The 23,019-nt window shown below is 70.7% G+C and carries 27 protein-coding genes and 2 pseudogenes; 13 read left to right on the forward strand and 16 right to left on the reverse strand.

The features are described from left to right. Positions 1 to 148 precede the first annotated feature (148 nt). Positions 149 to 661 carry a MarR family winged helix-turn-helix transcriptional regulator gene (locus ACZ7SW_RS45420; RefSeq protein WP_470236588.1) on the reverse strand — a complete coding sequence of 171 codons (513 nt, stop codon included), beginning with the start codon at positions 659 to 661 and terminating at the stop codon, positions 149 to 151. A 135-nt stretch (positions 662 to 796) separates the two neighbouring features. Beyond that, positions 797 to 967, reverse strand: a pseudogene (locus ACZ7SW_RS45425) (DUF3703 domain-containing protein); the annotation flags it as partial. 396 nt (positions 968 to 1,363) lie between these two features. Between ACZ7SW_RS45425 and ACZ7SW_RS45430 the strand changes: the two are divergent. Together ACZ7SW_RS45430 and ACZ7SW_RS45435 are read left to right on the forward strand one after the other, a co-directional pair. Next, complete coding sequence (locus ACZ7SW_RS45430; RefSeq protein WP_470236589.1) at positions 1,364 to 1,813, forward strand: hypothetical protein; 450 nt, start codon at positions 1,364 to 1,366, stop codon at positions 1,811 to 1,813. Further along, a complete protein-coding gene (locus tag ACZ7SW_RS45435; protein ID WP_470236590.1) occupies positions 1,810 to 2,346 on the forward strand; it encodes a hypothetical protein in 537 nt (178 codons plus the stop codon). Before ACZ7SW_RS45430 ends, ACZ7SW_RS45435 begins: the two co-directional genes overlap by 4 nt. A 60-nt stretch (positions 2,347 to 2,406) precedes the next feature. On the opposite strand, the gene ACZ7SW_RS45440 is transcribed toward ACZ7SW_RS45435, so the two are convergent. The 3 genes from ACZ7SW_RS45440 to ACZ7SW_RS45450 form a co-directional block, all read right to left on the reverse strand. After that, positions 2,407 to 2,640: a hypothetical protein gene (locus ACZ7SW_RS45440; protein WP_470236591.1), complete on the reverse strand. Its 234-nt coding sequence runs from the start codon at positions 2,638 to 2,640 to the stop codon at positions 2,407 to 2,409. 71 nt (positions 2,641 to 2,711) lie between these two features. Then, complete coding sequence (locus tag ACZ7SW_RS45445; protein WP_470236592.1) at positions 2,712 to 4,115, reverse strand: CoA transferase; 1,404 nt, start codon at positions 4,113 to 4,115, stop codon at positions 2,712 to 2,714. Further along, complete coding sequence (locus ACZ7SW_RS45450) at positions 4,112 to 5,125, reverse strand: acrylyl-CoA reductase family protein (RefSeq protein ID WP_470236593.1); 1,014 nt, start codon at positions 5,123 to 5,125, stop codon at positions 4,112 to 4,114. Before ACZ7SW_RS45450 ends, ACZ7SW_RS45445 begins: the two co-directional genes overlap by 4 nt. A gap of 91 nt (positions 5,126 to 5,216) precedes the next feature. On the opposite strand from ACZ7SW_RS45450, the gene ACZ7SW_RS45455 reads away from it, so the two are divergent. Next, positions 5,217 to 6,071 carry a LysR family transcriptional regulator gene (locus ACZ7SW_RS45455; protein WP_470236594.1) on the forward strand — a complete coding sequence of 285 codons (855 nt, stop codon included), beginning with the start codon at positions 5,217 to 5,219 and terminating at the stop codon, positions 6,069 to 6,071. Here ACZ7SW_RS45455 and ACZ7SW_RS45460 read toward each other — a convergent pair. Then, a complete protein-coding gene (locus tag ACZ7SW_RS45460) occupies positions 6,056 to 6,397 on the reverse strand; it encodes a winged helix-turn-helix transcriptional regulator (protein WP_470236595.1) in 342 nt (113 codons plus the stop codon). The two genes, ACZ7SW_RS45455 and ACZ7SW_RS45460, sit on opposite strands and share 16 nt — an antisense overlap. Before the next feature lie 127 nt (positions 6,398 to 6,524). Between ACZ7SW_RS45460 and ACZ7SW_RS45465 the strand changes: the two genes are divergently transcribed. Next, entirely contained in the window at positions 6,525 to 7,244 is a 720-nt protein-coding gene (locus ACZ7SW_RS45465) for an alpha/beta fold hydrolase (RefSeq protein WP_470236596.1), read from the forward strand. A gap of 70 nt (positions 7,245 to 7,314) precedes the next feature. Here the strand turns inward: ACZ7SW_RS45465 and ACZ7SW_RS45470 are convergent. Together ACZ7SW_RS45470 and ACZ7SW_RS45475 are read right to left on the reverse strand one after the other, a co-directional pair. Beyond that, a pseudogene (locus tag ACZ7SW_RS45470) lies at positions 7,315 to 7,971 on the reverse strand (transposase). Between the two features lie 122 nt (positions 7,972 to 8,093). Next, a complete protein-coding gene (locus tag ACZ7SW_RS45475; RefSeq protein WP_470236597.1) occupies positions 8,094 to 8,666 on the reverse strand; it encodes a TetR family transcriptional regulator in 573 nt (190 codons plus the stop codon). A 91-nt stretch (positions 8,667 to 8,757) separates the two neighbouring features. Between ACZ7SW_RS45475 and ACZ7SW_RS45480 the strand changes: the two genes are divergently transcribed. Both ACZ7SW_RS45480 and ACZ7SW_RS45485 read left to right on the forward strand, forming a co-directional pair. Beyond that, positions 8,758 to 9,438: a nitroreductase family protein gene (locus ACZ7SW_RS45480; RefSeq protein ID WP_470236598.1), complete on the forward strand. Its 681-nt coding sequence runs from the start codon at positions 8,758 to 8,760 to the stop codon at positions 9,436 to 9,438. Between the two features lie 105 nt (positions 9,439 to 9,543). Next, complete coding sequence (locus tag ACZ7SW_RS45485) at positions 9,544 to 10,524, forward strand: iron-containing redox enzyme family protein (protein WP_470236599.1); 981 nt, start codon at positions 9,544 to 9,546, stop codon at positions 10,522 to 10,524. A gap of 61 nt (positions 10,525 to 10,585) precedes the next feature. Here ACZ7SW_RS45485 and ACZ7SW_RS45490 read toward each other — a convergent pair whose 3' ends face one another. The 3 genes from ACZ7SW_RS45490 to ACZ7SW_RS45500 form a co-directional block, all read right to left on the reverse strand. After that, complete coding sequence (locus ACZ7SW_RS45490; protein WP_470236600.1) at positions 10,586 to 10,786, reverse strand: CDGSH iron-sulfur domain-containing protein; 201 nt, start codon at positions 10,784 to 10,786, stop codon at positions 10,586 to 10,588. Continuing rightward, complete coding sequence (locus tag ACZ7SW_RS45495; RefSeq protein WP_470236601.1) at positions 10,773 to 11,456, reverse strand: methyltransferase; 684 nt, start codon at positions 11,454 to 11,456, stop codon at positions 10,773 to 10,775. The genes ACZ7SW_RS45490 and ACZ7SW_RS45495 overlap by 14 nt, the downstream gene beginning before the upstream one ends. 311 nt (positions 11,457 to 11,767) lie before the next feature. Continuing rightward, entirely contained in the window at positions 11,768 to 12,193 is a 426-nt protein-coding gene (locus tag ACZ7SW_RS45500; protein ID WP_470236602.1) for an ATP-binding protein, read from the reverse strand. Between the two features lie 260 nt (positions 12,194 to 12,453). Here ACZ7SW_RS45500 and ACZ7SW_RS45505 point away from each other — a divergent pair, with 260 nt between their 5' ends. Next, positions 12,454 to 13,680, forward strand: a complete 1,227-nt coding sequence (locus tag ACZ7SW_RS45505) for a PP2C family protein-serine/threonine phosphatase (RefSeq protein WP_470236603.1) — start codon at positions 12,454 to 12,456, stop codon at positions 13,678 to 13,680. Here ACZ7SW_RS45505 and ACZ7SW_RS45510 read toward each other — a convergent pair whose 3' ends face one another. Then, a complete protein-coding gene (locus tag ACZ7SW_RS45510; RefSeq protein ID WP_470236604.1) occupies positions 13,681 to 14,049 on the reverse strand; it encodes an STAS domain-containing protein in 369 nt (122 codons plus the stop codon). 332 nt (positions 14,050 to 14,381) lie between these two features. After that, the gene (locus ACZ7SW_RS45515) at positions 14,382 to 14,993 is read right to left on the reverse strand and encodes an HSP18 transcriptional regulator (RefSeq protein WP_470236605.1); all 612 of its coding nucleotides are present in this window, start codon (positions 14,991 to 14,993) and stop codon (positions 14,382 to 14,384) included. A 292-nt stretch (positions 14,994 to 15,285) separates the two neighbouring features. On the opposite strand from ACZ7SW_RS45515, the gene ACZ7SW_RS45520 reads away from it, so the two are divergent. From ACZ7SW_RS45520 to ACZ7SW_RS45530, 3 genes are all read left to right on the forward strand, one after another. Next, a complete protein-coding gene (locus tag ACZ7SW_RS45520; RefSeq protein ID WP_470236636.1) occupies positions 15,286 to 15,711 on the forward strand; it encodes a DUF6292 family protein in 426 nt (141 codons plus the stop codon). A gap of 76 nt (positions 15,712 to 15,787) precedes the next feature. After that, positions 15,788 to 16,093: an SRPBCC family protein gene (locus tag ACZ7SW_RS45525; RefSeq protein WP_470236606.1), complete on the forward strand. Its 306-nt coding sequence runs from the start codon at positions 15,788 to 15,790 to the stop codon at positions 16,091 to 16,093. A 113-nt stretch (positions 16,094 to 16,206) separates the two neighbouring features. Further along, on the forward strand, positions 16,207 to 16,590 hold the full coding sequence (locus ACZ7SW_RS45530; protein WP_470236607.1) for a DUF2267 domain-containing protein: 384 nt from the start codon (positions 16,207 to 16,209) through the stop codon (positions 16,588 to 16,590). Between the two features lie 30 nt (positions 16,591 to 16,620). On the opposite strand, the gene ACZ7SW_RS45535 is transcribed toward ACZ7SW_RS45530, so the two are convergent. After that, complete coding sequence (locus tag ACZ7SW_RS45535) at positions 16,621 to 17,415, reverse strand: MBL fold metallo-hydrolase (RefSeq protein WP_470236608.1); 795 nt, start codon at positions 17,413 to 17,415, stop codon at positions 16,621 to 16,623. Between the two features lie 161 nt (positions 17,416 to 17,576). Between ACZ7SW_RS45535 and ACZ7SW_RS45540 the strand changes: the two genes are divergently transcribed. Next, the gene (locus tag ACZ7SW_RS45540; protein ID WP_470236609.1) at positions 17,577 to 18,173 is read left to right on the forward strand and encodes a class I SAM-dependent methyltransferase; all 597 of its coding nucleotides are present in this window, start codon (positions 17,577 to 17,579) and stop codon (positions 18,171 to 18,173) included. A gap of 18 nt (positions 18,174 to 18,191) precedes the next feature. Continuing rightward, entirely contained in the window at positions 18,192 to 18,656 is a 465-nt protein-coding gene (locus ACZ7SW_RS45545) for a DinB family protein (protein WP_470236610.1), read from the forward strand. A 284-nt stretch (positions 18,657 to 18,940) separates the two neighbouring features. On the opposite strand, the gene ACZ7SW_RS45550 is transcribed toward ACZ7SW_RS45545, so the two are convergent. Next, positions 18,941 to 19,891: an arsenic resistance protein gene (locus ACZ7SW_RS45550; protein ID WP_470236637.1), complete on the reverse strand. Its 951-nt coding sequence runs from the start codon at positions 19,889 to 19,891 to the stop codon at positions 18,941 to 18,943. A gap of 249 nt (positions 19,892 to 20,140) precedes the next feature. On the opposite strand from ACZ7SW_RS45550, the gene ACZ7SW_RS45555 reads away from it, so the two are divergent. Further along, entirely contained in the window at positions 20,141 to 22,459 is a 2,319-nt protein-coding gene (locus ACZ7SW_RS45555; protein ID WP_470236611.1) for an APC family permease, read from the forward strand. Here the strand turns inward: ACZ7SW_RS45555 and ACZ7SW_RS45560 are convergent, their stop codons facing one another. Further along, positions 22,460 to 23,002 carry a TetR family transcriptional regulator gene (locus ACZ7SW_RS45560; protein WP_470236612.1) on the reverse strand — a complete coding sequence of 181 codons (543 nt, stop codon included), beginning with the start codon at positions 23,000 to 23,002 and terminating at the stop codon, positions 22,460 to 22,462. Positions 23,003 to 23,019: the final 17 nt, after the last annotated feature.

A 23,019-nucleotide genomic window follows, 5' to 3' on the forward strand; every position in this document is an offset into this window, starting at 1 on the left:
AGCAAAAATCGGAGGGGAGGGGGTTCGGTACGGCCTTCCCCCCCACCGCAACACCCCCCCCCGCGCCGTAGTCACACTCAGCTTCGGGGTGCCCCCACGAGGAGGAGGCGCAACGTCGCCGCCAGGCGACGAGCCCGCCCCCCAACCGCTAAATCTCCGCCCTCTCAGCAACCGCCTCCCACAACGCCCCCAACTCGTTCAACATCCCCGCGATCTCCCCCCGCCGCTCCTCCGGACAACCCTCGAGCAACGCCTGATCCAGCTTCCGCGTCCGCCGAGTGACCTCCCGAAACGCAGCCGCCCCGTCCTCCGTAAGCGTCAACACCTTCGCCCGGGCATCATGCGGCGCGGGCCCCCGCACGATCAGCCCCCGATTCTCCAGCCTCCGGCACACGTCGGCCATCGTCGAAGTATCCAGCGCGACCGCCTTGGCCAGCGCGGTCTGATCGAACCCGGGATAAGCCCGCACCGCCGACAACACCGCGAACTGCGGCCCGGTCAGCACCGAATCGACATGCCGATTCCAAGCCGCCAAATACGCCTGATACAGCCGGCGAGCCCCATACCCCGGCGCCGCGGCGAGATCCGCGGGCGCCTCCAGGCTGACCCGCCGCCCCGCCCGAGGCCCGCCTTTCGCTGACCCACCCACTGCTGTCGACATCCCTCGACCTTAACTACGCACCCGCGCCCCAGCAGCCCGTCCGGCCCGCCGCAGCCTGTCCCCGCATCCCTGCCCGCCCACAATAGTACGTCCTCGGACGAAGTTCGGCCCGGGCACACGCAGCCGCGCACCCCCTCAAGCCGAACCAGCGGGTTTCTTCTGCTTCCGGTCGAACAGGGCGGCCCCGCCCATCAGGAAGAGCTGCGCGAACACCCGATCGAACCGTCGCTGCTTCCACGCGGTCGCCAGCAGCCCGCGATGCGCGGCCAGGTGGTCGGCCAGCACGTCGTGGCCAAGATTGTGCGCACGCCCGAAATACCGTTAGGCAGCACGGAAATCCCGCACCGCCAGAGCGGCCCCGCCCCGGTCCATTTCGCCTTCGTACTCGGCGTCTGCCATCAGTCCGCCCCTAGCTTCACCTGCCCCTTTCCTTGCAACATAGGCAAAACAGGAGAGGGTCCACACCCGCACAGTCGATTCGCGAGGAATAGCGCCAGGAACAGAGGAATGCCCCACAGCTGAACGGCTTCATCCCGAAAACCGCATCCCGCCGCCAACCCGGCCTCCGCCGCCGGATCCGTCCGCGGGGGCTGGGAAGATCGACTCATGACGACGGAGCCGTTCCCAGCCTCACCGCTTCCCCGCCTAGAGGTACTCGCCGACACAGTCCGAGACGAACTCCTGGCGGCTGGACTGCCCCTGATGCAGGGCAGTACCGGCTCTGGCGCGTCGGTGCGCGTCGACGAACCGGACCTTCGCGGCGTCGTGGTCCATTGGCATCAAAGCAGCCAGTTCAACGACGCACTGATGGCCGCGTGGGGCGACGACCCGCATCACGAAGGCGAAGAATTCGCCGCGTTCACCAAGCAAGCCGACACGGTCCGGGAAGCGATGGCCGAGGCCCTGCTGTCGATCCTCACGGCCGTCGGGCTGGCGGCCGTGAGGATCGACAGCGCCCACGTGTCCGATGAAATTCTGGTCACTCAGCGGCTCGCCGCGTCTCCGTGGCAAGCCCGCCGGTCCGCCCGGGACGCGGCGCGGATGGACAAAATGCAAGCGGCCTGGGCAGCACGGGGCGCAGCCGAATGCCAGAACCCCGACTGCGAAACTCACCACCCGACCACCGGCGGCAGCGGAAAGGCCCAGGCATGAACCCCACCGAACCCACCCCGCTCCAGCGCCTCGAAACCCTCGTCCGGATCGTCCAGGACGAACTCGTCGCGGCCGGGCTTCCCGTGGTCCCCGAACAACACCCGACCGGCACGTCCGGCGCGCTCGTCGCCGTCCGCCGTCCGGGACTCGACGGCGTCCTGGTCTCCTGGGAGCACGGCCCCCAGCTCACCGACACGTCGCAACAGGCCTGGGGAGACGACCCGCACCGCGAACGCGAAGAATGCGCGGCCTTCGCGAAACTCACCGCCACGATCGACGAGTCGATGGCCAAGGCGATGCTCGCGATCCTCACCGCCGGCGGGCTCGAAGCAGCCCGGACGGAGAACGACTACGCGCCTGGCGAACTCCTGGTGACCCGGCGGCTCGCCGTGTCGCCCTGGCGAGCCCGCCGAGACGCCGAGTTCGAGATCCGGTACGAGAAAATGCTTGCGGCCTGGAACGCCCGGCACGCGGAGAACTGCCCGAATCCCGACTGCGAGGTACACCATCCGAAGCAGGAGGAAACCTCGTAGCCCCTTGCGAGTGTCACCGGCTTGCCTCTCCTGGAACGACGGGAACCGCGAGGCTCCCGTTCACCAGCCCGCGGCCAGCTGCGGCGCGGCCGACCGGACCAGGCCGATCAAGGCGTGCCTGCCGGTCGCGGAGAACAGTTCCGGCGAACCGGTGAGCCCGGCCAGGCTCGCCGTCACGACGAGGACCCGCCGCCCGTCCACATTGGCCCGCATGGTGTCCCGATAGGACAGTTCGGACCGCTCACCAGCGGAAGGATGCGCGCGCCGAGCCTGGTTGGTGAATGTCCGATCCATCGCCCCGCCTGCTGTTTTATCTGACCGAATCAAAAGTGCCACAGTCAGATCAACACGCCCGGGAGGCCGGATCACCACTCCGGAGGGGAACTCCCCAGCCGAGGAGTCGTCCCCTCCCATCGGGGCGGTGTTTCGCTCATCCGGATCACCGGCCCGAGGCTCTTCAAATCGCCGTAGATCGTGCCAGCGTCCGAAACCGCGTAGCGCTCGAATTCCTCCTCAGTCAACCGCCCCGGAGCGTCGGCGTAGTCCGTCAGCAATCCCTGTCGCTGCAACAACATCGACGACTGACACAGCGAAACCCGCACGTGATACGACCCGCCCTCCCTAGCACGGCGCGCCAACGCCAGCATCGCGCCGTAACTCCCGAGGAAGCCGGTCAGGAAGTCGCACAGGTACACCGGAGTCAACTGTGGACGGTCGCCGCCCTGAATCACACAGGCGCCGGTCACGGCTTGCGCGACCTGGTCCCATCCGGCGCGCATTCCGAACGGACCGCCGGAGCCGAAGCAGTTCACGCTCACGTAGACGATCCCCGGGCGCAGCGCCGCGAGATCCTCCGGGCCGAAGCCGTGGGCGGACATCCGGCCCGGGCGGTAGCCTTCGACGAACACATCCGCAGTACTGGCCAAAGACCACAACCGGGCCGAATCGTCCACTATGGAGTAATCGAGATACGTGCTTCGCTTGCCATGGCTGGTGTCCCGCACGAAGGGCGCGACCTGAGGCAAGTGCGGAGCGGTCACCATCAGGACGTTCGCACCGTGTTCGGCCAGGCTCAGCGCCGCGGTGGGACCAGCCAGGATGCGGGTCAGGTCCAGGACCCGGACGTCAGAAAGAGGCGAAGCGCCGCCGTCGGGCAGCGGAGAAGGCGCGCTGTCACCGATTTTGGTGATCTCGACAACCGGGCGCGTGGCCAGGTAGGAACCGTGCGGATGCGCTAGCCATTCGTCCGGCGTGCGCACGACTCCGCCACACGCGCCAGCGGCGGCGATGGCGTCCTCCAGGTCCTCGGCCTTCCACCTGGCAACGGCGGCCGCGACGGAGGACGGCGTCGGCTCGCAGTCGAGTACGTCCAGGACCCGGCGTTCCAGATGCGGCAGGTTGAAATGCGGCAGAAACCACCGTCCGTCGGCGGTCGGCCACGGCTGGGTGAGCGCGACCATGTGCTCGACGGCGGGCGAAAGCGGCGCGGGGCGGTACTCGCCGTCCGCGGCACGGACGAGCGTCATGTCTTCGCCGCCGAGGGCAGTGGCCGCGGCGGCACGGACGTCGACCGCGATTTTCTGCCGACGTCCAGTCCGCAATTCCCACAGGTCGTTCGCGGCGACCGCGCGGGCGGCGAGTGCGTCGGCGAGGGTCTCGCCGATCCGGAACGGGGAGGCGAAAAGCGGGTCCGAGCCGGTGATCGTGACCTCGTCGGCCGCCGGGCGCGGGGCGTCGCGCAGGGTCATCAGTTCGTCGAAGGCGTTCACTGGGCTTCCTTTCCGGCCGAAGCGACATCGACCACGATGCGGCCGGTACCAGCACCGGCCAGGAGCGAAGCGGCGGCGTCCTTGGCGTCCGCGAGTGGAACGACACGCGTCACGGAGTCCAGGAGCGCCGGGGCGAGCAGCTGGGCCAGGCGCTGCCAGGCGGCCTCGCGGCGGAGCGGAGGCGTGCGGACCGAGTCGATCCCGAGCAGGGAGACGCCGCGCAGGATGAACGGCAGGACGTTGCCGGGGTACTCGGCGCCTCCGGCCAGTCCGCAGGTCGTCGCGACGCCGGAGTGTTGCAGGCCGGCGAGCGCACCGGCGAGAACCGGACCGCCGACCGCGTCGGCCACGCCTGCCCAGCGCTGTTTGCCCAGTGGCTTGCCAGAAGACGTGAGTTCGGCGCGGTCGAGGACCTGCGCGGCGCCCAGTGCGGTGAGTTGCCCCGACAGTTCGGCAGGTCGCCCGGTGGCGGCGATGACCTCGTATCGAGCCGCCGCCAGCAACGCGACCGCGATCGAGCCGACACCGCCGCCTGCGCCGGTGACCAGGACTGGACCGGTTTCCGGGGCCAGGCCGTGGCGTTCCAGCGCGAGCAGGCTGAGGGCCGCGGTGAATCCGGCGGTGCCGACGGCCGCCGCGCGAAGGGAGCCGAGCTGTGCCGGGACGCGGACGAGGTCGTCGCCGTTGACCGCGGCGACACCGGCCAGGCCGCCGTGCAGGTCTTCGCCGAGACCCGCGCCGTTGAGCGTGACTATGTCGCCCGCCTGCCAGCGCGGATGCCGGGAAGCGAGCACTTCGCCGGTCAGGTCGATCCCGACGACGAGCGGATGCCGCCGGACGACGCCGGGGCGGCCGTGCAGCGCGAGTGCGTCTTTGTAGTTGATGCTGGAGTAGCGCACGAGAACGGTGGTGTCGAGGTCGTCCAGCATCGCCGGGTCGAGCTGATCGAGCGTCGCGCCGCCGGTGTCGCGCGCGATCCAGCCGGGGAAGGCGGTCGTCTCCTGGTCCATGCATCCCACGGTAGAAATCCGGAACCTGGCAGGGAAATGCCCGTCGCAGCGACGCCATGCGCGAGGGGCATAGCTGGGTAGGCTGCCGGACATGGAGGTCGAACTGCGGCATCTGCGCGCGTTCGTGACGGTCGCGACGTGCGGCACGTTCACGGCCGCGAGCCGCGAACTGCTGATCACCCAGCCAGCGCTCACGCGCACGATCCAGCAGCTCGAGGAGTCGGTTGGAACGCGCCTGCTGGAACGCACGCCGCACGGGGTCGAGCCGACCGAGGCAGGCGGCGAACTGCTCGGCCGGCTCCGGGCCGTGCTGCGCGATCTCGACACCGCACTCGCCGCGGCGGGCGGAAACGCCGGGCTGCGGATCGGGTTCCAGTGGGCGCTGCCGGATCCGTGGGCGAGCGATCTGCTGGCCGCCTTCGAAACCGCGACCGGTGCGACGGCCACTCTCCTGCGCCGCGACGACATCGTGGCCGCCTTGCATTCCGGCGACGTCGACGCGGCGCTGGTCCGCGGCGACGTCGACGCTTCCGGGATCAGCGGAACGGTGCTGTTCGAGGAGGATCGGCTGGCCGCGGTCGCCGCGAGTTCGGAACTGGCGGCGCGTGCGGAACTGGACTGGGCGGAGCTGGCCGCGCATCCGGTCGTCGTGAACACCGTCAGCGGCGCGACCAGTCCGCTCGACTGGCCGCCGGAGAACCGGCCCGCGCAGGTGATCCGGTGCGGCAGCTACGACGAATGGCTCACGATCATCGCGTCCGGGCGGGCCGTCGGGTCGACCACCACGTCCGCCGCCGAGGCGCACACCCACGCGCGCGTCGCGCACCTCCCGCTGCGGAACGCGCCGCGGGTCGCGCTGCGCCTGCTGTGGCCGACGCGCCGGTCAAGCGATCCGTTGCTGCGCCGGTTCAGCGAGCTGGCCCATTCCGTTCAGCGAGCGTCGTAGTCCGCACGGGCCTTTTCGATCTTCGCCAAATGCCCGACGCTCCATTCCAGCAACGGCGCGGTCGCTTCGCGGAGAGTCCGGCCCATCGCCGTCAGCTCGTAGGAAACGTGCGGCGGCATGACATTGCGGACAGTCCGGGTGAGGATCCCGTCGCGTTCCAGGTCCCGCAGCGTGACGGTGAGCATCCGCTGGCTGATCCCCTCGATTTCCCTTTTGAGTTCAGTGAACCGCCGCGGTCCGTCGCGCAGCGTGCGGACGATCAGCAACGCCCATTTGTCGCCCACGATCTCCAGGACCACTCGGGTGCGGCACACGTCGTCGGCCATGGTTACCTCCGGAGAACCGGGGCACTGATTAGTGCCTTATTGCCCGCCGCCGCGCGGGCGATCACAATGGTTCTCGAACAGTACCGGGTTACTTCCGGTAACCGCAAAGCCTCGAGGAATCCTGACTATGACGACGTTTGTGCTGGTCCACGGCGCGTGGCACAGCGGCCGGGCGTGGGACCGGGTGGTCCCGCTGCTGGAATCGGCCGGGCACCGGGTGCTCGCGCCCTCGCTGACCGGCTACGGCGACAAGAAACACGTGCTCAGCCCCGAAATCGGGCTCGACACCCATGTCCAGGACATCGTGGAACTGCTCCGCGGCGAGGAAGACGTGGTCCTGGTCGGCCACAGCTACGCCGGGCTGGTCATCTCGTCGGCCGCCGACGAGGTCCCGGACCGGGTCGCCGAACTGGTCTATCTCGACGCGATGGTCCCCGAGGACGGCGAAACCGCGGTCGACGTCCAGCCGGTCAGCCAACGCCTCATCGACCTCGCCGCACAGCACGGCGACGGCTGGCGCGTCCCGCCGCTGCCGGAGCGGCCCGCGCCGTTCGGGCTGTTCGGCGTCACCGACCCGGCCGACGTCGCCTGGCTGCGCGAAATGCTCTCCGACCAGCCGGTGCGCTGCCTGCAACAGCCGGTGCGGCTCGACAATCCAGCCGCGCGCGCGATCCCGCGGACGCACATCCACTGCGTCGGCGCGACCCCGGAAGGCATCACCCGCCGCCCGGTCCCGGCGATCCAGCCCAACGGGACGCCGGCGCAGGTGTGGGAGCTGCCGACCGGGCACGACTGCATGATCACGATGCCGGTCGAGCTGAGCGAACTGCTGCTGAAGCTCGCCTAGTCCTCGCCGCCCCTCCCCCGTCAGAAGTCCGTGAAGGGCTCCCTGAGAGGGTTTTGTGGAACCTGGACGGTCAGTCGTCGTGGTCTTCGGCTGGGCGGCGTGCTGCTTCGGTTTCGATGGGGCCGCGGGGTTTGATGTGTTCGTCGGCGAGGCGGGCGGCCATCAGCCGGGTCATCGCGAACTGGATCATCGCTCCGGCGTGGGCGGTTGTGCGTTCGTAGTCGCGGGTCAGCGTCTCCCGCCTCGCGAGCCAGCCGAAGGTTCGTTCCACCACCCACCGTCTGGACAGCACCCGGAAGCCTCGCAGATCCGCGTTCCGGAGCACTGCCACGACCTCCACGTTTTCTTCCCGGCGGGCCCAGTCCACCAGCGTCGCGTCCTTGGAATTGACGTAGCCGCCCTCGACCCGCACCAAGCCAAGCAGCGGGAACCGTGCCCGGCTTCCGGCCAGCAGCCGCCGGGCTCCGGGCCGGTCCCGCACCGACGCCGACGTCACGGCTGCGGGTCGCGCCCGTCGCGGGCGCGGACTTCGTCGCGCAGCAGGTCGTGCACACGCACACCCGCTGACCAGAACAAAACTGATCGTGTCCACGACCAGCCGACGCGAATAGACCCGCGGCCGCCGGCCCAGACCCGGATGAGTCCGCGGCAGCAACGGCTCGACCACCGCCCACTGCGCATCCCTCAACGGCGAGCCATAAACCGGCTTGCACCTACACCCGCACACCCCACCCGATGATCACCATCGCCGCCCCGCCACCACAGCGGACACACCGAGCCGATCACCAGGTTTCACAACACCCTCTGAGGGAATCAGAGCCCTTCACGGACGGCGAATAACGACACCCGTCAGCCGAGCGCGCACTCCAGGAGCACCTCGGCCGCCGCGCGCGCATGGCGGCCGTAGTTCGCATCGCCGAGGACCATCGCGCGGCTCGCGGCTCCGTCTGCCAGCGTGACCAACTGCTCGGCGAGCGCGGCGGGATCGGCGGCCCCCAGCTCCGTGACGAGATCGGTGACCAGCCGGAGCATCAACAGCTTCTGCTCCCGCGCGTAGGCGTGCACCGCGCTGTCCGGGTCGGGGTACTCCGCCGCCGCGTCCACGAACAGGCAGCCGCGCACCGGCTCGAACTTCGGCAGCTCGAACATCGCGAGAAGCCGTTGCCGCGGCGGGAGATCCGCGCGGGTCAGCACGTCGTGCAGGGTGTCACCGGAGCGGATGAGGTCCTGAAGGTACGCGACGACCAGATCGTCCTTGACCGGGAAATGCAGGTACAGCGTCCGCTTCGACACCGGAGCCGCGGCGGCGACCTGCTCCATCGTCGTGCCGGTGATGCCGTGCCGGGCGAACAGGTCCGCGGCGGCGGCCAGCACGCGCTCGCGTCCGCCGCGACCGGCCCGGCGGGCCTTCTCCTCGACCATGCGGCCAAGTGTACAGAAACGTTTACTTAAGCCGCCGGAGCCTGCTACCGTCCTTAGGTATACGAAATCGTTTATCTAAGGAGCAGTCCCGATGCCCGCCACCGAACTCGCCGACGCCGCCGCGACCCTCATCCGCGGGCGGCGCGCGACCCGGTCGTTCCGGCCCGACCCCGTTCCGGACAGCACCCTCCGCGAGATCTTCGACCTCGCCGCCGCGGCACCGTCCAATTCCAACGCGCAGCCGTGGCAGGTCGAGGTCGTCAGCGGGGCGAAGCGGGACCAGCTCGCCGACGCACTGGTCGCCGCGCACGAGGCGGGTCGCCGATCGGTCGATTTCCCGTACAGCGAAGCGATTTACGAAGCCGTGCACCAAGAGCGCCGGGCCGCGGCGGGTGGCGCGTTGTACGGCGCACTGCAAATCGGCTTGGACGACCATGGCGCACGTGCCGCCTACGACGCCGAAAGCCTGCGCTTCTACGGCGCCCCGCACGTCGCGCTGCTGTTCGCGCCGGACACCGCCGAAGCCCGGCTCGCGGCGGACGTCGGGATGTACGGCCAGACCTTGCTGCTGGCCATGCAGGCGCACGGAGTTTCCATCTGCCCGCAAGGATTGCTGAGCTTCTACGCGGACACGGTCCGGGAAACTCTCGGCCTCGGCGGCGGGAAACTGCTGTTCGGGATCTCGTTCGGCTACGCCGATCGCGCCGCGCCGGTCAACCGGTTCGCGGTCGGCCGGGCCCCGCTCGCCGAGACCACGCGGTTCCACAGCTGAGCCGCAGGTCCGGCCGCACAACGAAAAGCCGGGCCGAGCGGGCCCGATGATCGCCGCGCGCACTGTCCCACGCGTGAGGCCGCGTCAGGCGGGTACCCGGGGCCAATGACGACCTCCCTCACCGCGCTGCCGACTGCCCGCGGCCCGGTTTCCGCCGCGTTGCTGGAGATGCTGCGCGAACCTGGCAGCCAGCCCGCCGTCGATCTCCGCGACGCCGACCCGTTCGGGGACGACCTCCACCTCGGCCTGCATCTCTGCTACGAACTGCACTACCGCGGGTTGCCGGGCGTCGACGCGGAACGGGAATGGGACACCGCTCTGCTGAGAGTCCGGGCAGAGCTGGAAAACACGTTCCGCTCGGCACTGCGCGACTCGGTTCCCGGCGGCTCCGGCCCGGACGCCGAATTCGACGCGCTGCTGACCGAACGCGACGCTGCCGGCGCTGTCGGTTTCCTGTTGGAGGAAGGCGAATGGCGGCACGTGCGGGAATTGTTCGCGCACCGCTCGATTTACCACCTCAAGGAAGCCGACCCGCACGCCTGGGTCATCCCGCGGCTGTCCGGTCCGGCGAAGGCGGGACTGGTGGCGGTCGAGTTCGACGAGTTCGGCGGCGGGCGCGCGGACCGGGTGCACGCCAAGCTGTTCGCCGACCTGCTCGCGGCGGCCGGCCTGCCCGAGGGCTACCTGGCGTTGCTGGAACACGTTCCCGCGCCGATGCTCGCGCTGGTCAACATGATGTCGATGTTCGGCCTGCACCGGGCGTCGCGCGGGGCGCTGGTCGGGCACTTCGCCGCCGCGGAGATCACCACCGCCCCGGGCGCGCGGCGGATGGACCGGATCCTGCGCCGCCTCGGCGCGCCCGCGGCCTGCCGGTTCTTCTACACCGAACACATCGAGGCCGACGCGGTGCACGAGCAGGTCATGCGGCACGAGGTCGTGGGCGGGCTGCTGGCCGGGGAACCGGAACTGGCGGCGGACGTCGTGTTCGGCGTCCAGGCCACCGGGTTCCTGGAGGCTCGGCTGGACCAGCATCTGCTCGGCCGCTGGCGGGCGGGGCTGTCGTCGCTGCGCCAGCCGCTGCCCTGACCGGCCCTTGCCCTACGGGGAACGGCCTGGTCGCGCGGATCCGCGCGACCAGGCCGCCGCGTCAGCCGTCCTGATCCCGGACCCGCTTCCGGTGGCTCGTGTCGCACCACGGAAACCTCTTGCTGCGCCGGCAAGCGCACACCGCGACGACGAACCGGTCCGACCGCACCGTCCGACCGTCCGAAGCGGACACCTCCACCGGGCCCTCCACCAGGACCGGTCCGCCCGGCACCACCCGGACCCGGCGTTCATCGCGCGGCACGGAGCACCACCAGTTCCTCCGAGCGGTCGCCGGGCCGCAGGAATCCGCGTTCGGTCAGGTAGTCCAGCCGTCCGGACACCACCGGCCCGAACGGCACTCGCGCCCGCGCCAGCACCTCGCTGCGCAATCCGCCCGCCGCCAGCGCGAACCGGGTCTTGTCCACATCGGACATCGTCGACTGCACCAGGTAAAGCGCACCGGTACGGGTCAGCAGCGAAGGCGCGGCGGCGCACAACGGGTCCAGCATCGCGCGGCCGTCCGGTCCGGCGTCCCAAGCGCGGGTCGAGCGGACCGTCGGCGTCGGCGAAGGCACGTACGGAGGATTGGCGACCACGATGTCGTACGGTCCGGTTTCGGCCATCTCTTCGAGCCCACCGTGGAGCAGGCCGATCGGCAGCGCCCGCAGCACGGTGTTCATCCACGCGGAAGCCAAGGCCCGCATCGAGATGTCGGCCGCGACGACCGCGGCACCGGTCCGGGCCAAGGCGACCGCCAGCGCGCCGCTGCCGGTTCCCACGTCCGCGCAACGCATTCCGCACCCGATGCGCGGGTCCTCCGCCAGCACGCCGGCGAGCAAAGCGGTGTCCTCTTGCGGACGGTAGACCCCGGGCAGGCGGAATAATCTGCCCAGCGGCCGGGCCTCCGCTTCGGTGCGCACAGACGTCGTCATGGCGGTCCTCCATCTCGGTCGGGCCGCCGGGATACCCCAGTCCGTTCAGGACAAACAGCGTTTTCCGCCGCACCGCCCCGAAATCACCCCACTCCGGTCGCGCGGCGGCACCACGATCTCGCCGTCGCCCGCGCGCCCAGGGTTCTCCGTGGACGAAGTGGCCGACCCCGCGCGCCTGGGCCATTTCCCGCCCGTTCGCCACCCGGCGCACGCCCTCCGAGGGGGAAAGCGAGACTATCCGCAACGGACAGGGCGCCTCCGGCGACGAACACGACGCCGCCGCCCCGCAGCAAGACCGGTGAACCTCGCCGTCAGCGGGACGGCTCGCACGCCTCCCGCGCCGGCACCCCGCAGCCGAGCCGGGCCCAGACCGTCTTGCCGCCGGAATGCTCGTGCACGCCCCAGTCGTCGGCGAGCCGGTCGACGAGCAGCATTCCCCGGCCGCGCGCCCGTTCGTAGTCCGGCGGGCGGACCCGCGGGCGGCCGGGCTCCGGATCGTCCACTTCGATCACCACGACGCACGGCCGGGACAGCACCGTCAATCGCGCATAGCAGGGGCCCGAGGTGTGCTCGTAGGCGTTGGAGGCGAGTTCCTCGACCACCATCAGGACGTCGGCGAGATGATCCGGCGACAGGTGCCCCAGCGATTTGCCCGCCCACGCGCGCACCCGCGGCAGCGCCGAGACGCCGGTGCCGCGCAGATCCAGCACCCAGGGCTCGTCGTCCGGGCCGGTCACCGCCGGTCCCTCTTCCACAGGCCGGGACAAAAGGCCCCCTCTCCGGCCGACGGCGCGACGGCGCGCGGGGACCTGTCCGTGCCGGAAAACGCCGCCGCGCTTGCCCGCCCCTCGCCGCAGCCGCTTGACATCACGTGGGGAAGTCCCCTTCTCGTTCTCGACTTCGCCGGTGCCTTCTCGGGCGTACCCGGACAGGGCCGACTTCACACCTGTTGGCGCGCATCTCTGGACCTCGGAGCCGGTTCGGTTACTGTCGCTGCATGCCGCCTCACGCGCCGGAGCCCGAATCGCGCACTCGCCTCGCCGAAATCCTCGGCACCGGGGCGAGCAGCGGCGACCTCGGCGAGGAGCTCACGAAGATCCTCGCCCGGACTTGCACCGTCCTCGACGTCGACACCGCGACCGTGCTGCGGCACGAGTCCCGGTGGGCGCGCCTTGTCGCCGTCGCGGCCGCCGGGCTCGAGGAGGAGGTCTACCAGGGGGTCCAGGTGCCGGTCGGGGCGGGGTTCGCCGGAGCCGTCGCCGCGCGCCGGCAGCCGGTCGTCATCGACCGGGTCGACAAGACCACGGTGCTCAACGCGCTGCTGTCCGAACGCGGCCTGCACACCATGCTCGGCGTCCCGATGCTGGCCGGGACCGAACTGGTCGGCGTGCTGCACATCGGAGCCGTGCGGGAGCGCCGCTTCAGCACCACCGACATCGAAACTTTGCGGCTGCTGGCCGACCGGCTGGCCGCTGTGCTGCAGGCGGAGACCATGCACCAGAACCAGGCCGCGACCATCGCCCTGCAGCGGAGCCTGCTCCCCGGCGTGCTGCCGGTCATCGACGGGCTGCGCATGGCCGCCCGCTACGTGCCGGGCGCGGAGGCCGGGCTCGGCGGCGACTGGTACGACGTCTTCCGGCTTCCCGGCGACCAGACCGGCATCGTGATGGGCGACGTCTCCGGGCACGGCCTCGAAGCCGCGGTCATCATGGGGCGGCTCCGCAGCGCTCTGCGCGCGTACGCGCTCGACTGCGACGATCCCGCCGAAGTCCTCGCCAAGCTGGACCGCAAGGCCAACCACTTCGAGCACGGCGTGATGGCGACGGTCGCGTACGGCGTGCTCAGACCCGGACACGAAAGCATGGCGCTGTCGCTCGCCGGGCACCTGCCGCCGATCGTGGCGACGCCGGGCGAACCGGCCGAACTCGTGGCGGCTCCGCCGGATCCGCCCGTCGGGCTGACCGTCGGGGCCACCGTGCAGCGGCGCACCACCGTCGTCGAACTGCCGCCGGGAGCCGTCGCCGTCTTCTACACCGACGGTCTCGTCGAGCGGCGCGACCGGCTCGTCGACGTCGGCATGGACCAGCTCGCCGAACTGGTCCGGCCGGAGGACCCGGAACGGGCCTGCGCCCGGATCATGGCCGCCATGGTGGGGTCCCGGCCCCCGCAGGACGACGTCGCACTCGTCGTGCTCCACCGCACCGCCGGGGCCGGAACGGACTGATCACCCGGCCAGCGCCTCTTCGAGCGTGCGGTACAGCGGCAGGCTCTGTTCCAGCCCGGTCAGCTGGATCGGCCGCAGGGTCGCCCGGCCGGACGCGACGATCCGCACCTCGGTGCCCTCCGGAGCCTCCCGGCACGCGGCCAGCAGCACGGTCAGCCCCGCCGAGGCGAGGAAGTCGACCCCGGTCAGGTCCAGCACCAGCACCGGGGGCCGCCCGGAGACGGTTTCGGCGACCGCGGCCGTCAATTTCGGGGCGGTCCCGAGGTCCAGGTCCCCGTTCAGGGCCAGCACCGCCGCGGGAGAGCGGTCGGCCCGGTCGATCGCCAGCGAACCCGGCGGGTCGATCACCGGGTCGGTCAGCTCACTCATCGCTCTTTCCCTCCTCAGGAAGCCCGGCGCGCTCGCGTCCGGGCAGGAAAAGTACGCGGCTGGCTGCTCAACCGCGAATAGCATGACTCATGACGGCGGCCACGCACGAATGCCGTCGCGGAAATGATCTCGGATCACCGGAGCACCGGCAGCGCGGGGGCGCCCGTGATGCGACGTTCGGCTCATTGCGCGCGGACGCGGCTCCTGGTCTCGTGCTCGCCGATCCGTTCTGCCAGCCGGGCTGATCGCGGACGGCCGCGACGCACGGCCGGCCGGCGCACTCGCCCGGCGAGCCGCCACGACCCGGACCGCCCGCACTCCCCCGCCCCGGCTCACTGCGCCCGCCCGCGCCGCTGCCCCGCCGCGTCCTGGCGCAACCGGTCGGTGTGCTCGCCGATCTCCCCGACCCGGTCCGCCAGCGCGGCGTGCCGCGATTCGAGATGCGCGCGCACGTCCGCCAGCGGCCGCAGCAGGTTCGTGACATCGTCCTCTCCCAGCGCGACGCCGAGCCGGTCGGCGCTTTCCTGTCCCGCGGGGTCCAGATCCGGCGCGGAGCTGGCTTCGGCGGCCAGCCGCCGCAGCACCGCCGCGTTGCGCCGCGCCCAGTCCGCGACCGCCCGGTCTCCCGCGCGGCGGTCGCGTTCGGCGTGCACTCGGGCCTCGCCGGTGGTCTCCCCGGTCGCCGACGGCCGCAGCCGCAGGTACCGGCGTTCGGCGGCCTGCCTGCTCGCCACGCCCAGCGCCGGGGCCAGCGCGGCCCAGCTCGCGCCCGCCTCCCGCGCGGCCGCGATCAGTTGCGGCTCCCACTCGCCGAGCTGGTCGCGCAGCGCCCGCAACGCGGACAGCGCGGCCAGCGACCGTTCGGCCGCCGCGCCGTCGTCCCGGGCGGCCAGCACCGCCTCGCGGACGCCTTCGACCAGCAGGGCGGGGTCCACCTCCGCCATCGCGTCATCCTCTCGACGACTAGGCAGTTGTCATCATTTCGACGACATGCTAGAAGAAAGGAGCGTCCCTGTCGAGCGGTGGAGGTGCATCCGGATGACCGGCCGGTCCCGCGGGCCGATTGGCCGCGCTCCGCAGGTTTCCCGTGCCCCTTCACCGGGAATCAGATCCGGACCGCCCGCCAGGGCGCGCCCCGGCCGCTAGCCGGAGAACCCCACGCGGTCCCTCGCGCGGAGCGGGCCACCCCCGCTCCGCGCCAGCCCTTCGCGCGAGAAAGGCGTTGTCCCCGTGTCCATGCCGCTGCACACCGCCCAGACCAGCCCGTCGCACCCCGCCGCGGCGCGATTGTGGAATTACCTCGCCGACGTCACCGGCGCACTGGGCATCGGCCTCGAGTCCTGCACCGTCGACCACGACACCCCGGTGTCGGCCTACGTCGCCCTCGACGGCCGGCTGCCCGCCTACCCCGGCCGCGACGTCGCCCTGCTGTGGGACGAGATCCACGGCTGGGCCGCCGCCGTGGAAACCCATTCCGGCGAGGACCTCATCGTCATCCGCTACCTGGGCGGGCCCTCGGTCGCCCCGCCCGCGTCCCGGGTCGCCGAGTTCGCCGCCGCGGTGCGCGACGACGACCACCGGATCGGCTGCCTCGCACCGCCCGAAATCCGGACGCTCGGCACCCCGGCCGACCTCGACGCCGTCCTCGGCGAGACGGGGTGACCGGCGTCTTGCCGTCCGCGAACGTCCACTGTGGACGTTCCGGTTCGGCGCCGCCGCGCACCAGGCAGCCAAGATCATGACCGAGTTCGAAGCCGAGCGGAGGATGCCCGCGACGGCGGACCACGTGTACGCCGTCGCCGCCGACGCCGCGCACCTGAACGAATGGCTGCCCGGCCCGGTCGCCGCGCCCCCGGCCGGGCACGGCGACCGGCTCCGGCTGGAATGGAGCGGCGGCTGGCTCCAGGTCGCGTCCGGCGAGGCGGGCACGAGCCACGCGACGCTGCACCTGTCGGTTCCGGCCGGTCAGCGCGCCGGCGACGTGCCCGCGCGCCTGCGCGAGGCCCTCGACCGGCTCGCCGTTTTGTCCGGCTCGCCCGGCTGAACCCGCCGCCGGGTCCACAATGGACTGTGGCCGGTTCGTTTTCCGTCGCACGGAACAGGAACGTCACGCCGAGCGGTGGATCGGATACTCTGCGCCAAGGAGTTGATGGTCCCATGCTGGTGCGGAAGGAAATTCTGCCGGGGCCTCGCCGAAACAGCACGGAACGGAACCGGCACGCGATCGACTGCGTCGTCGACAGCCTGCTGCGATGTCTTCCTCTGGCCGAGCAATCCCGGCTGGGCATCGTCGTGCCGAGCCGGGGCCGCACGTGCGACCGGGAGGCCCTCCTGATGGAGATCTCGTTGCGTACCAGGCGTTCCCCGCACGCGGCGAGATACCTGGTCCGCGCGGTCTACTCGGCACTCGGGCACACCTCCCCGGAGCTCGCCTCCCGGGTGCGCGCGGGCGTGAGCCCGGACGTGCTGGTCCTGCTGGGCGGGACGCGGCAGCCGTGCGCGTGGTCGCGGGAAACGCCGCCGCGCCGCGACGGCGGGTGACCGGAAGGCGTCCGCGGCGCGCATTTCCGTTTAAGCCCAGGTGAACTGCCGGATCCCGGCGGCGTTGACCAGCCGCCCGAAGGCCAGTTCCGGGAAGTGCGCGGGCGCGAACACGTCGCCGGACGCTTCGAGTTCGGCCGCGAGCCGCTGCCGCATCGCGGTCGCCGCGGGCCGGTCCACATCGAACATGCCCTCCCATTCCGGGTCGGTCAGCTCGCCCACCGTGTGCAGGACGTCGCCGAGCAGCAGGGCGCGTTCACCGGCGTCGCTGACGACGAACACCGTCGAGCCGGGAGTGTGGCCGGGTGCGGGGCGCGCGATCAGCCCCGGTGCCAGTTCGGTCTCCCCGTCGAAGGTCTCGACCTGGCCGGTGATCGGCGCGAACGTCCGCAGCACCGCCGGATCCGCGGTCTCGCCGGTCGTGAAGTACGCCCAATCGGCGGCGTGCATCCGGAAGGTCGCTCTCGGGAAAACGGCTTCGTCGCGCACGGTCGACCAGCCGACGTGGTCCACGTGCAGGTGGGTGAAGACCACATCGGTGACGTCGTCGGGCGCGACCCCAGCGCGACGCAGGTTGTCGAGCAGGCCGCCGGTGGCGAAGCCGTCGTGGTCGAAGCCCGGCCCGGTCCCGGCGTCGACCAGCACCGTCCGGTCGCGCAGCCGGAGGAGGAACGATCCGACGTCCATCCGGATCCGGCCGTCGGCGTCCACCGGCTGATGGCGGCAATCCCATCGCGCGCCCCGGGCGTGGACCACTGTGCCCGCCAGCGGCAGCCGGGCGGTTCCGTCGAGGATCGGGACGATGTCGATGGCGCCGATTTTCATTCCAGCTCCTCGCTTTCCGGCCGTTCGCGTCCGACAGTACCGATTCGATGATCTTGTCCTCCGGCGTCCAGCAGGTGGGAGTTGCCGTTCCGGCAAGATCACGTGCGCCGCGGACCCGGCTCCGGCGACCCTGGACGCACCCCGACCCGAGGAGCCGACCGATGACCACCGAAGCGACCCTGTTCTGGGACGAAGTGCACGCCGCCCGGCCGCCCGCCGACCCGCGGCCGAACGCCCGGCTCGTGGAAGCCGTCTCCGCTCTGCCGCCCGGCGACGCGCTCGACCTGGGCTGCGGCAACGGCGGCGACGCGCGCTGGCTCGCCGGCCGGGGATGGAACGTGACCGCCACCGACATCTCGGCCGTCGCGGTCAACCGCCTCGCCGGGACGCGGATCACCGCGGTGCGGCACGACCTGCGGGTCAGCTTCCCGCCCGGCGAATTCGACCTCGTGTCCGCGCACTACCTGCAGACCCCCTTCGAACTGGACCGGACGACGGTCTTGCGCACCGCCGCGCACGCCCTGCGCCCGGGCGGCCGGTTGCTGGTCGTGGACCACGGTTCGAGCGCGCCGTGGTCGTGGAACCAGGACCCGGACGCGCGTTTCCCCGGTCCGGAGGAGATCGCCGCCGACCTCGCCCTCGATCCGGCCGAATGGACCGTCGAGCTCGCCGGCTCCCCCACCCGCCTCGCGACCGGACCGGACGGGCAGACCGCCGAGGTCGTCGACCATGTCCTGCTGATCCGCCGCGCCGCCTGAATCCCAAGGAGAACCGCTGTGCCTCGCCGTCGCGACACCCCGCCGCCCCGCACCGGAAGCAGCGAAACCGAAGTGCTGCGCGGATTTCTCGACTATCTCCGCGCCTCAGTCGCCGCCAAGGTCGACGGTGCGCCGGAACCCGAGGCCCACGCCGCCGCGGTGCCGTCCGGCACGAATCTGCTCGGCCTGCTCAACCACCTGACTTTCGTGGAACGGTCGCTGTTTCTCGGCGAGACCGTCAAGAACTGGCCGTCGACCTTCCGTACGGAGGACAACGTCCCCGACGTCGTCGCCCGCTACCGGGCAACAGTGCGGCGAGCCAACGAACTTCTCGACGACTGCCCGGATCCAGCCGCCCCGATGCCCGGCCGCGACGGCCCGAGCGTCCGCTGGGCGCTGACGCACATGATCGAGGAAACCGGCCGGCACGCAGGCCACGCCGACATCCTCCGCGAGCTGATCGACGGCTCCACCGGACGCTAAAACCAACAGCGCCAACACTTCGCCCCCCACCACCACCAACTCGACCCCAACGCGGGATCGCGTCGGCGTCCGGAGGGGCAGTGCGCACGGCCCCCCGGGCCGGGTGCACTGCCCCTCCGGACGCCGACTTAAAGGCGATCCCGCCCGCGACGGCGAAGCCGTCGCCATCAAACACCGCGATCCCGCCGCGACGGCGAAGCCGTCGCCATCAAACACCGCGGCGCCATCAAACACCCCCGGCGCCATCAAACACCCCCGCGCCCTCAAACACCCCCGGCTCGCCTCTATCCCCGACTGGCCGACGGCAGCAACCAAGGCACCAGCCGCACATAACACACCATGCCGATCACCTCCACCAGCGTCTGCGTCACCACCGCGACCGGCGCGGCCGCGAACTCGTCCGGCAGTGCCAGCGCCAGCGGAAGCACCACCAGCGAGTTCCGCGTGGCCCCGGTGAAGACGATCGCCCGCCCGGCCGGAACGTCCACTCCGGACAGCCGCGCGACCCCGAGCCCGGCGAACGCCATCACCACCAGGAAAACCACGTAGAACGGAACCACCGACGCGACCGGGCCGAGTCCGTTGTGGAGTTTCGGGGTCTGCGACGCGACGACCGTCGCCAGCGTCGCGGCCATCAGCGGCACCATCACTGTCCCGGCCGCGTCGGCGAACCGGCGTCCGGCCGCGTGCCTGGCCGCCCACGCTTGGGTGAGCCAGGCCAGCGTCAGCGGGAGCACGATCAGCACGAGGAAAGCTTCGAGGAACGGCCCGGCCCGCACGACCTTCGCCAGGTCCGCGCCGAGGAAAAGATACAAGAACCCGGGCAGCAGGAGCATCTGTGCGAGCAGCAGCAACGGCGTCGCGGCGAGCAGGCGGCGGCTGCTGCCTCCGGCCAGGCCGCTGAAGACGATGACGTAGTCGACGCACGGGGCCAGCAGGACGAGCAGCATGCCCAGCCGCAACGCCTGCCCCACCGGGAAGAAGGCGAACATCGCCGCGACGACCAGCGGCACAACCACGAAGTTCACCGCCAGCGCGGCGCCGAGGAACCGGCCGTCGCGCAGCGACCGGCCCAGTTCGGCGACGGGCACCTGCAGGAACGTGACGTACAGCAGCGCCGCCAGCACCGGGTTGATCGCCGGTTCGAGCCCCGGCCCGGCCGCCGGGGCCAGCCAGCCGAGCAGCGCTCCGACGGCCAGCGCGCCGAGGTAGACAGCGACCTGGTGCCGTTCCATCCGCGACACCAGGCCGGATGATTGCGACAACGGGCGCGCTCCTTCACGAATGCCAGGTACCGGACCAGGATAGCGATCAACACGCCCGCCCGGGGAAAGCTACCGTCTTGACGAAATCCTAACGCTCGCAAGACCCGTCTTAATACCCTCCTGACGCAAGAGAAGAACCCATTTCTTAACGCATTTCAGAATGGGATTGATGTCGCCGCACAGCGCGTGCGAGACGGGTCGCGCGTGCATGCTGAGCCCGTGACAGACACGGAAGAACCCCAGCGCCGCCTGGAACCGGGCGCGTTCGGCTACGCGGTGAAGCGGCTGTTTCTCGGCAAACCGCTCATCAACGCGCAATTGACGCACGAACGCCTTTCCAACACGACCGCATTGGGCGTGCTTTCCCCGGACGCGATCTCGTCGTCGGCGTACGGCACCGAACAGATCCTGGTCGAACTGCTCCCCTGCGCCGGGCTCGCCGCGTTCAGCCTGGTGCTGCCCGTCACCGGCGTGATCCTGGTGATCCTGGTGCTCGTCGCCGCGTCCTACCGGCAGGTCGTGATGGCCTACACGCGCGCGGGCGGGTCGTACGTCGTCGCGAGGGAGAACTTCGGGCCGCGCGTCGCGCAGGTCGCCGCGGCGGCGTTGCTCATCGACTACATCGTGACCGTCGCCGTGCAGACCTCGGCGGGCACGGTCGCCGTCGTATCCGCGATTCCGGCGCTCGGACCGTACAGCCTGGAAATCACCATCGCGATCGTCATCCTGCTCTGTTACGCCAACCTCCGCGGCCTGCGCGAAGCGGGCCGTCCGTTCGCGATCCCGACCTATCTGTTCTCCGCGCTGATGCTCGTGATGATCGTGGTCGGCCTGGTCAAGGCGATGACGGTCGGACTGCCGGCCTACGACGCCGCCCACCTGCCCGGCACGGTGCCGGTCCGGCACGGCGACGGCCTCATCGCGGGCGCGACGGTTTTGGTGCTGCTGCGGGCTTTCGCCAACGGCGGTTCGTCGCTGACCGGGGTGGAAGCCATCTCCAACACGGTGTCCGCGTTCCGCAGCCCGCGCGGGCCCAACGCCCGCAAGGTCCTCGTCACGATGGCCGTCATCCTCGGCATCCTGGTCGGCGGTGTGTCACTGCTCGCCTTCTTCACCCACGCGACGCCGTACGCCAGCGGTTACCCGTCGGTGGTCTCCCAAGAAGCCCGCGCGGTGTTCGGCGACGGCTGGTTCGGACAGGCGATGTTCGTCGCGATCCAGACCGCGACGGCGCTCATCCTCTACACCGGTGCCAACACCAGCTTCAACGGCTTCCCGTTCCTCGCCAGTTTCGTTGCCAGCGACCGTTTCCTGCCCCGGCAGCTGACGACGCGCGGGCACCGGCTGGTGTTCTCCAACGGCATCCTCGTGCTCACCGTGCTCGCCGTCGCGCTGCTGTTCTTCTCCGGCGGCACGGTGACCGCGCTGGTGCCGTTCTACGCGATCGGCGTGTTCACCGGCTTCGCCATGGCCGGATACGGCATGACCAGACACCATCTGCGGCTGCGCGAGCAGGGCTGGCGGTTCAAGCTCTCGGTCAACCTCGCCGCCGGGATTCTGTCCACTGTGGTCGTCGGCATTTTCGCCATCGCGAAGTTCACCGAAGGCGCCTGGCTGGTCGTGGTGGTGTTCCCGATCCTGGTGTTCGTCCTGATCAGGCTCAACCGCGAGTACCGCGCCGAAGCCGCCGTGCTCGAACGGATCACCGCCACCCGCGCCAACCCGACGCGATACGCGCGCCACCAGGTCTTCGTGCTGGTCAACACGATCGACCTGGCCGTCCTCGAAGCGCTGCGCTACGGCAAGAGCCTCCGTCCGGACAAGATCACCGCCGTGCACTTCGTGATCGACGCGCAAGCCGCCGAACGCCTGCGCGCCCGCTGGGAAGAACTCGGCATGAAGACCGGCCTGCGGCTGATCGACGTACCCGACCGGCGGATCGCCCGCGCGGCTTACACGTTGGTGCAGAAGGCGATCGCCGGCGCGGAACGGACCAGCGTCACCGTGCTCCTGCCGCGGCGGAGCTACGCACCCTTGCTCGGACGGCTGCTGCACGACCGCACCGCCGACCGGATCGCCCGGATCGTCAGCCGCGTCCCGCAAGCCGCCGCGACAATCGTGCCCTACGACGTGCAGACCCGCATCCGCACGCTCATGCCGCACCTGCCCGAGGAACGCACCACCGCGGCAGTCGAACGGCTGCTGACCCGCCTCGGCTCCACGCAGAAGGAAGAACTGACCCCCAGCGCCCTCGCGGAACTGCGGCCCGGAACCGACGTCAGCGTCGACGGCAGGCTCCAGGAGCTCGCACTGTCCGAAGAGGACACTCGCGGACCGGTGCTCACGGCGCGGCTCACCGACGACACCGCGACGGTCGCGCTGGAATTCAGCCAAGCCCGCCCCGACCTCGAACCCGGCCAGGTGCTGCGCGTGACCGGCCGGGTGAGCGAGGGAACCCCGCTGGTCATCCGCGATCCGGTCTGCCACATCCTCGAAGCCGCCGGGGAAGAGGAGGAAGACCGCTCCCGCGCCGAGTGATCAGCCCGACAGTCCACTGAGGATCGCGTCGATCCCGAACCCGAACGCCTCGTCCGAATCCCCTTCGTGCGCCGGATCTTCCTCGACGATCCCGGCACGCACCAGTTCGGCGTGGTTCTGTTCCTCCGAGACGAAACCGAGTACATAGTGGACAACGGTCCGCGCCGCCCACTCGGCGCGCCGCTCGTCGAACCTCCCGGTGAACAGCTGGCGCAGCGCGTGCGTGGGCACCAGCAGATCCGGCCGGTACGCCTGCACGAACGACACCACCTCGGCGCCGTCGCGGACTTGCAGCAGTGCCGAGCGGAAGCCCTCGGCCGCCTCGCGCGGGTCCTTCGCCACCACCGGCAGCCCCTTCAGGATCCGCGCGGCGACGACGGCGAGCAGCTCCTGTTTGTTGGCGACGTGGTAGTACAGCGCGCCCGGCTGGACCCCCAGGTCGAGGGCCACCCGCCGCATCGACAAGCTGCTCAGCCCGGCGTCGGCCAGCAGCTCGTACGCCCGGTCGACGATCTGGTCTCGCGTCACCTTCACCCCTCTCATTCTGCCCGCCGCTTGCT

Source organism: Amycolatopsis sp. NPDC114484 (assembly GCF_055633755.1).

What these genes read in the sequence shown, in the direction of transcription:
- ACZ7SW_RS45420 (WP_470236588.1), bottom strand. Translation starts at nt 661, where the DNA reads ATGTCGACAGCAGTGGGTGGGTCAGCGAAAGGCGGGCCTCGGGCGGGG.
- ACZ7SW_RS45430 (WP_470236589.1), top strand. Translation starts at nt 1,364, where the DNA reads ATGCAGGGCAGTACCGGCTCTGGCGCGTCGGTGCGCGTCGACGAACCG.
- ACZ7SW_RS45435 (WP_470236590.1), top strand. Translation starts at nt 1,810, where the DNA reads ATGAACCCCACCGAACCCACCCCGCTCCAGCGCCTCGAAACCCTCGTC.
- ACZ7SW_RS45440 (WP_470236591.1), bottom strand. Translation starts at nt 2,640, where the DNA reads ATGGATCGGACATTCACCAACCAGGCTCGGCGCGCGCATCCTTCCGCT.
- ACZ7SW_RS45450 (WP_470236593.1), bottom strand. Translation starts at nt 5,125, where the DNA reads ATGGACCAGGAGACGACCGCCTTCCCCGGCTGGATCGCGCGCGACACC.
- ACZ7SW_RS45455 (WP_470236594.1), top strand. Translation starts at nt 5,217, where the DNA reads ATGGAGGTCGAACTGCGGCATCTGCGCGCGTTCGTGACGGTCGCGACG.
- ACZ7SW_RS45460 (WP_470236595.1), bottom strand. Translation starts at nt 6,397, where the DNA reads ATGGCCGACGACGTGTGCCGCACCCGAGTGGTCCTGGAGATCGTGGGC.
- ACZ7SW_RS45465 (WP_470236596.1), top strand. Translation starts at nt 6,525, where the DNA reads ATGACGACGTTTGTGCTGGTCCACGGCGCGTGGCACAGCGGCCGGGCG.
- ACZ7SW_RS45475 (WP_470236597.1), bottom strand. Translation starts at nt 8,666, where the DNA reads ATGGTCGAGGAGAAGGCCCGCCGGGCCGGTCGCGGCGGACGCGAGCGC.
- ACZ7SW_RS45480 (WP_470236598.1), top strand. Translation starts at nt 8,758, where the DNA reads ATGCCCGCCACCGAACTCGCCGACGCCGCCGCGACCCTCATCCGCGGG.
- ACZ7SW_RS45485 (WP_470236599.1), top strand. Translation starts at nt 9,544, where the DNA reads ATGACGACCTCCCTCACCGCGCTGCCGACTGCCCGCGGCCCGGTTTCC.
- ACZ7SW_RS45495 (WP_470236601.1), bottom strand. Translation starts at nt 11,456, where the DNA reads ATGACGACGTCTGTGCGCACCGAAGCGGAGGCCCGGCCGCTGGGCAGA.
- ACZ7SW_RS45505 (WP_470236603.1), top strand. Translation starts at nt 12,454, where the DNA reads ATGCCGCCTCACGCGCCGGAGCCCGAATCGCGCACTCGCCTCGCCGAA.
- ACZ7SW_RS45510 (WP_470236604.1), bottom strand. Translation starts at nt 14,049, where the DNA reads ATGAGTGAGCTGACCGACCCGGTGATCGACCCGCCGGGTTCGCTGGCG.
- ACZ7SW_RS45515 (WP_470236605.1), bottom strand. Translation starts at nt 14,993, where the DNA reads ATGGCGGAGGTGGACCCCGCCCTGCTGGTCGAAGGCGTCCGCGAGGCG.
- ACZ7SW_RS45520 (WP_470236636.1), top strand. Translation starts at nt 15,286, where the DNA reads ATGCCGCTGCACACCGCCCAGACCAGCCCGTCGCACCCCGCCGCGGCG.
- ACZ7SW_RS45525 (WP_470236606.1), top strand. Translation starts at nt 15,788, where the DNA reads ATGACCGAGTTCGAAGCCGAGCGGAGGATGCCCGCGACGGCGGACCAC.
- ACZ7SW_RS45530 (WP_470236607.1), top strand. Translation starts at nt 16,207, where the DNA reads ATGCTGGTGCGGAAGGAAATTCTGCCGGGGCCTCGCCGAAACAGCACG.
- ACZ7SW_RS45535 (WP_470236608.1), bottom strand. Translation starts at nt 17,415, where the DNA reads ATGAAAATCGGCGCCATCGACATCGTCCCGATCCTCGACGGAACCGCC.
- ACZ7SW_RS45540 (WP_470236609.1), top strand. Translation starts at nt 17,577, where the DNA reads ATGACCACCGAAGCGACCCTGTTCTGGGACGAAGTGCACGCCGCCCGG.
- ACZ7SW_RS45550 (WP_470236637.1), bottom strand. Translation starts at nt 19,891, where the DNA reads ATGGAACGGCACCAGGTCGCTGTCTACCTCGGCGCGCTGGCCGTCGGA.
- ACZ7SW_RS45560 (WP_470236612.1), bottom strand. Translation starts at nt 23,002, where the DNA reads ATGAGAGGGGTGAAGGTGACGCGAGACCAGATCGTCGACCGGGCGTAC.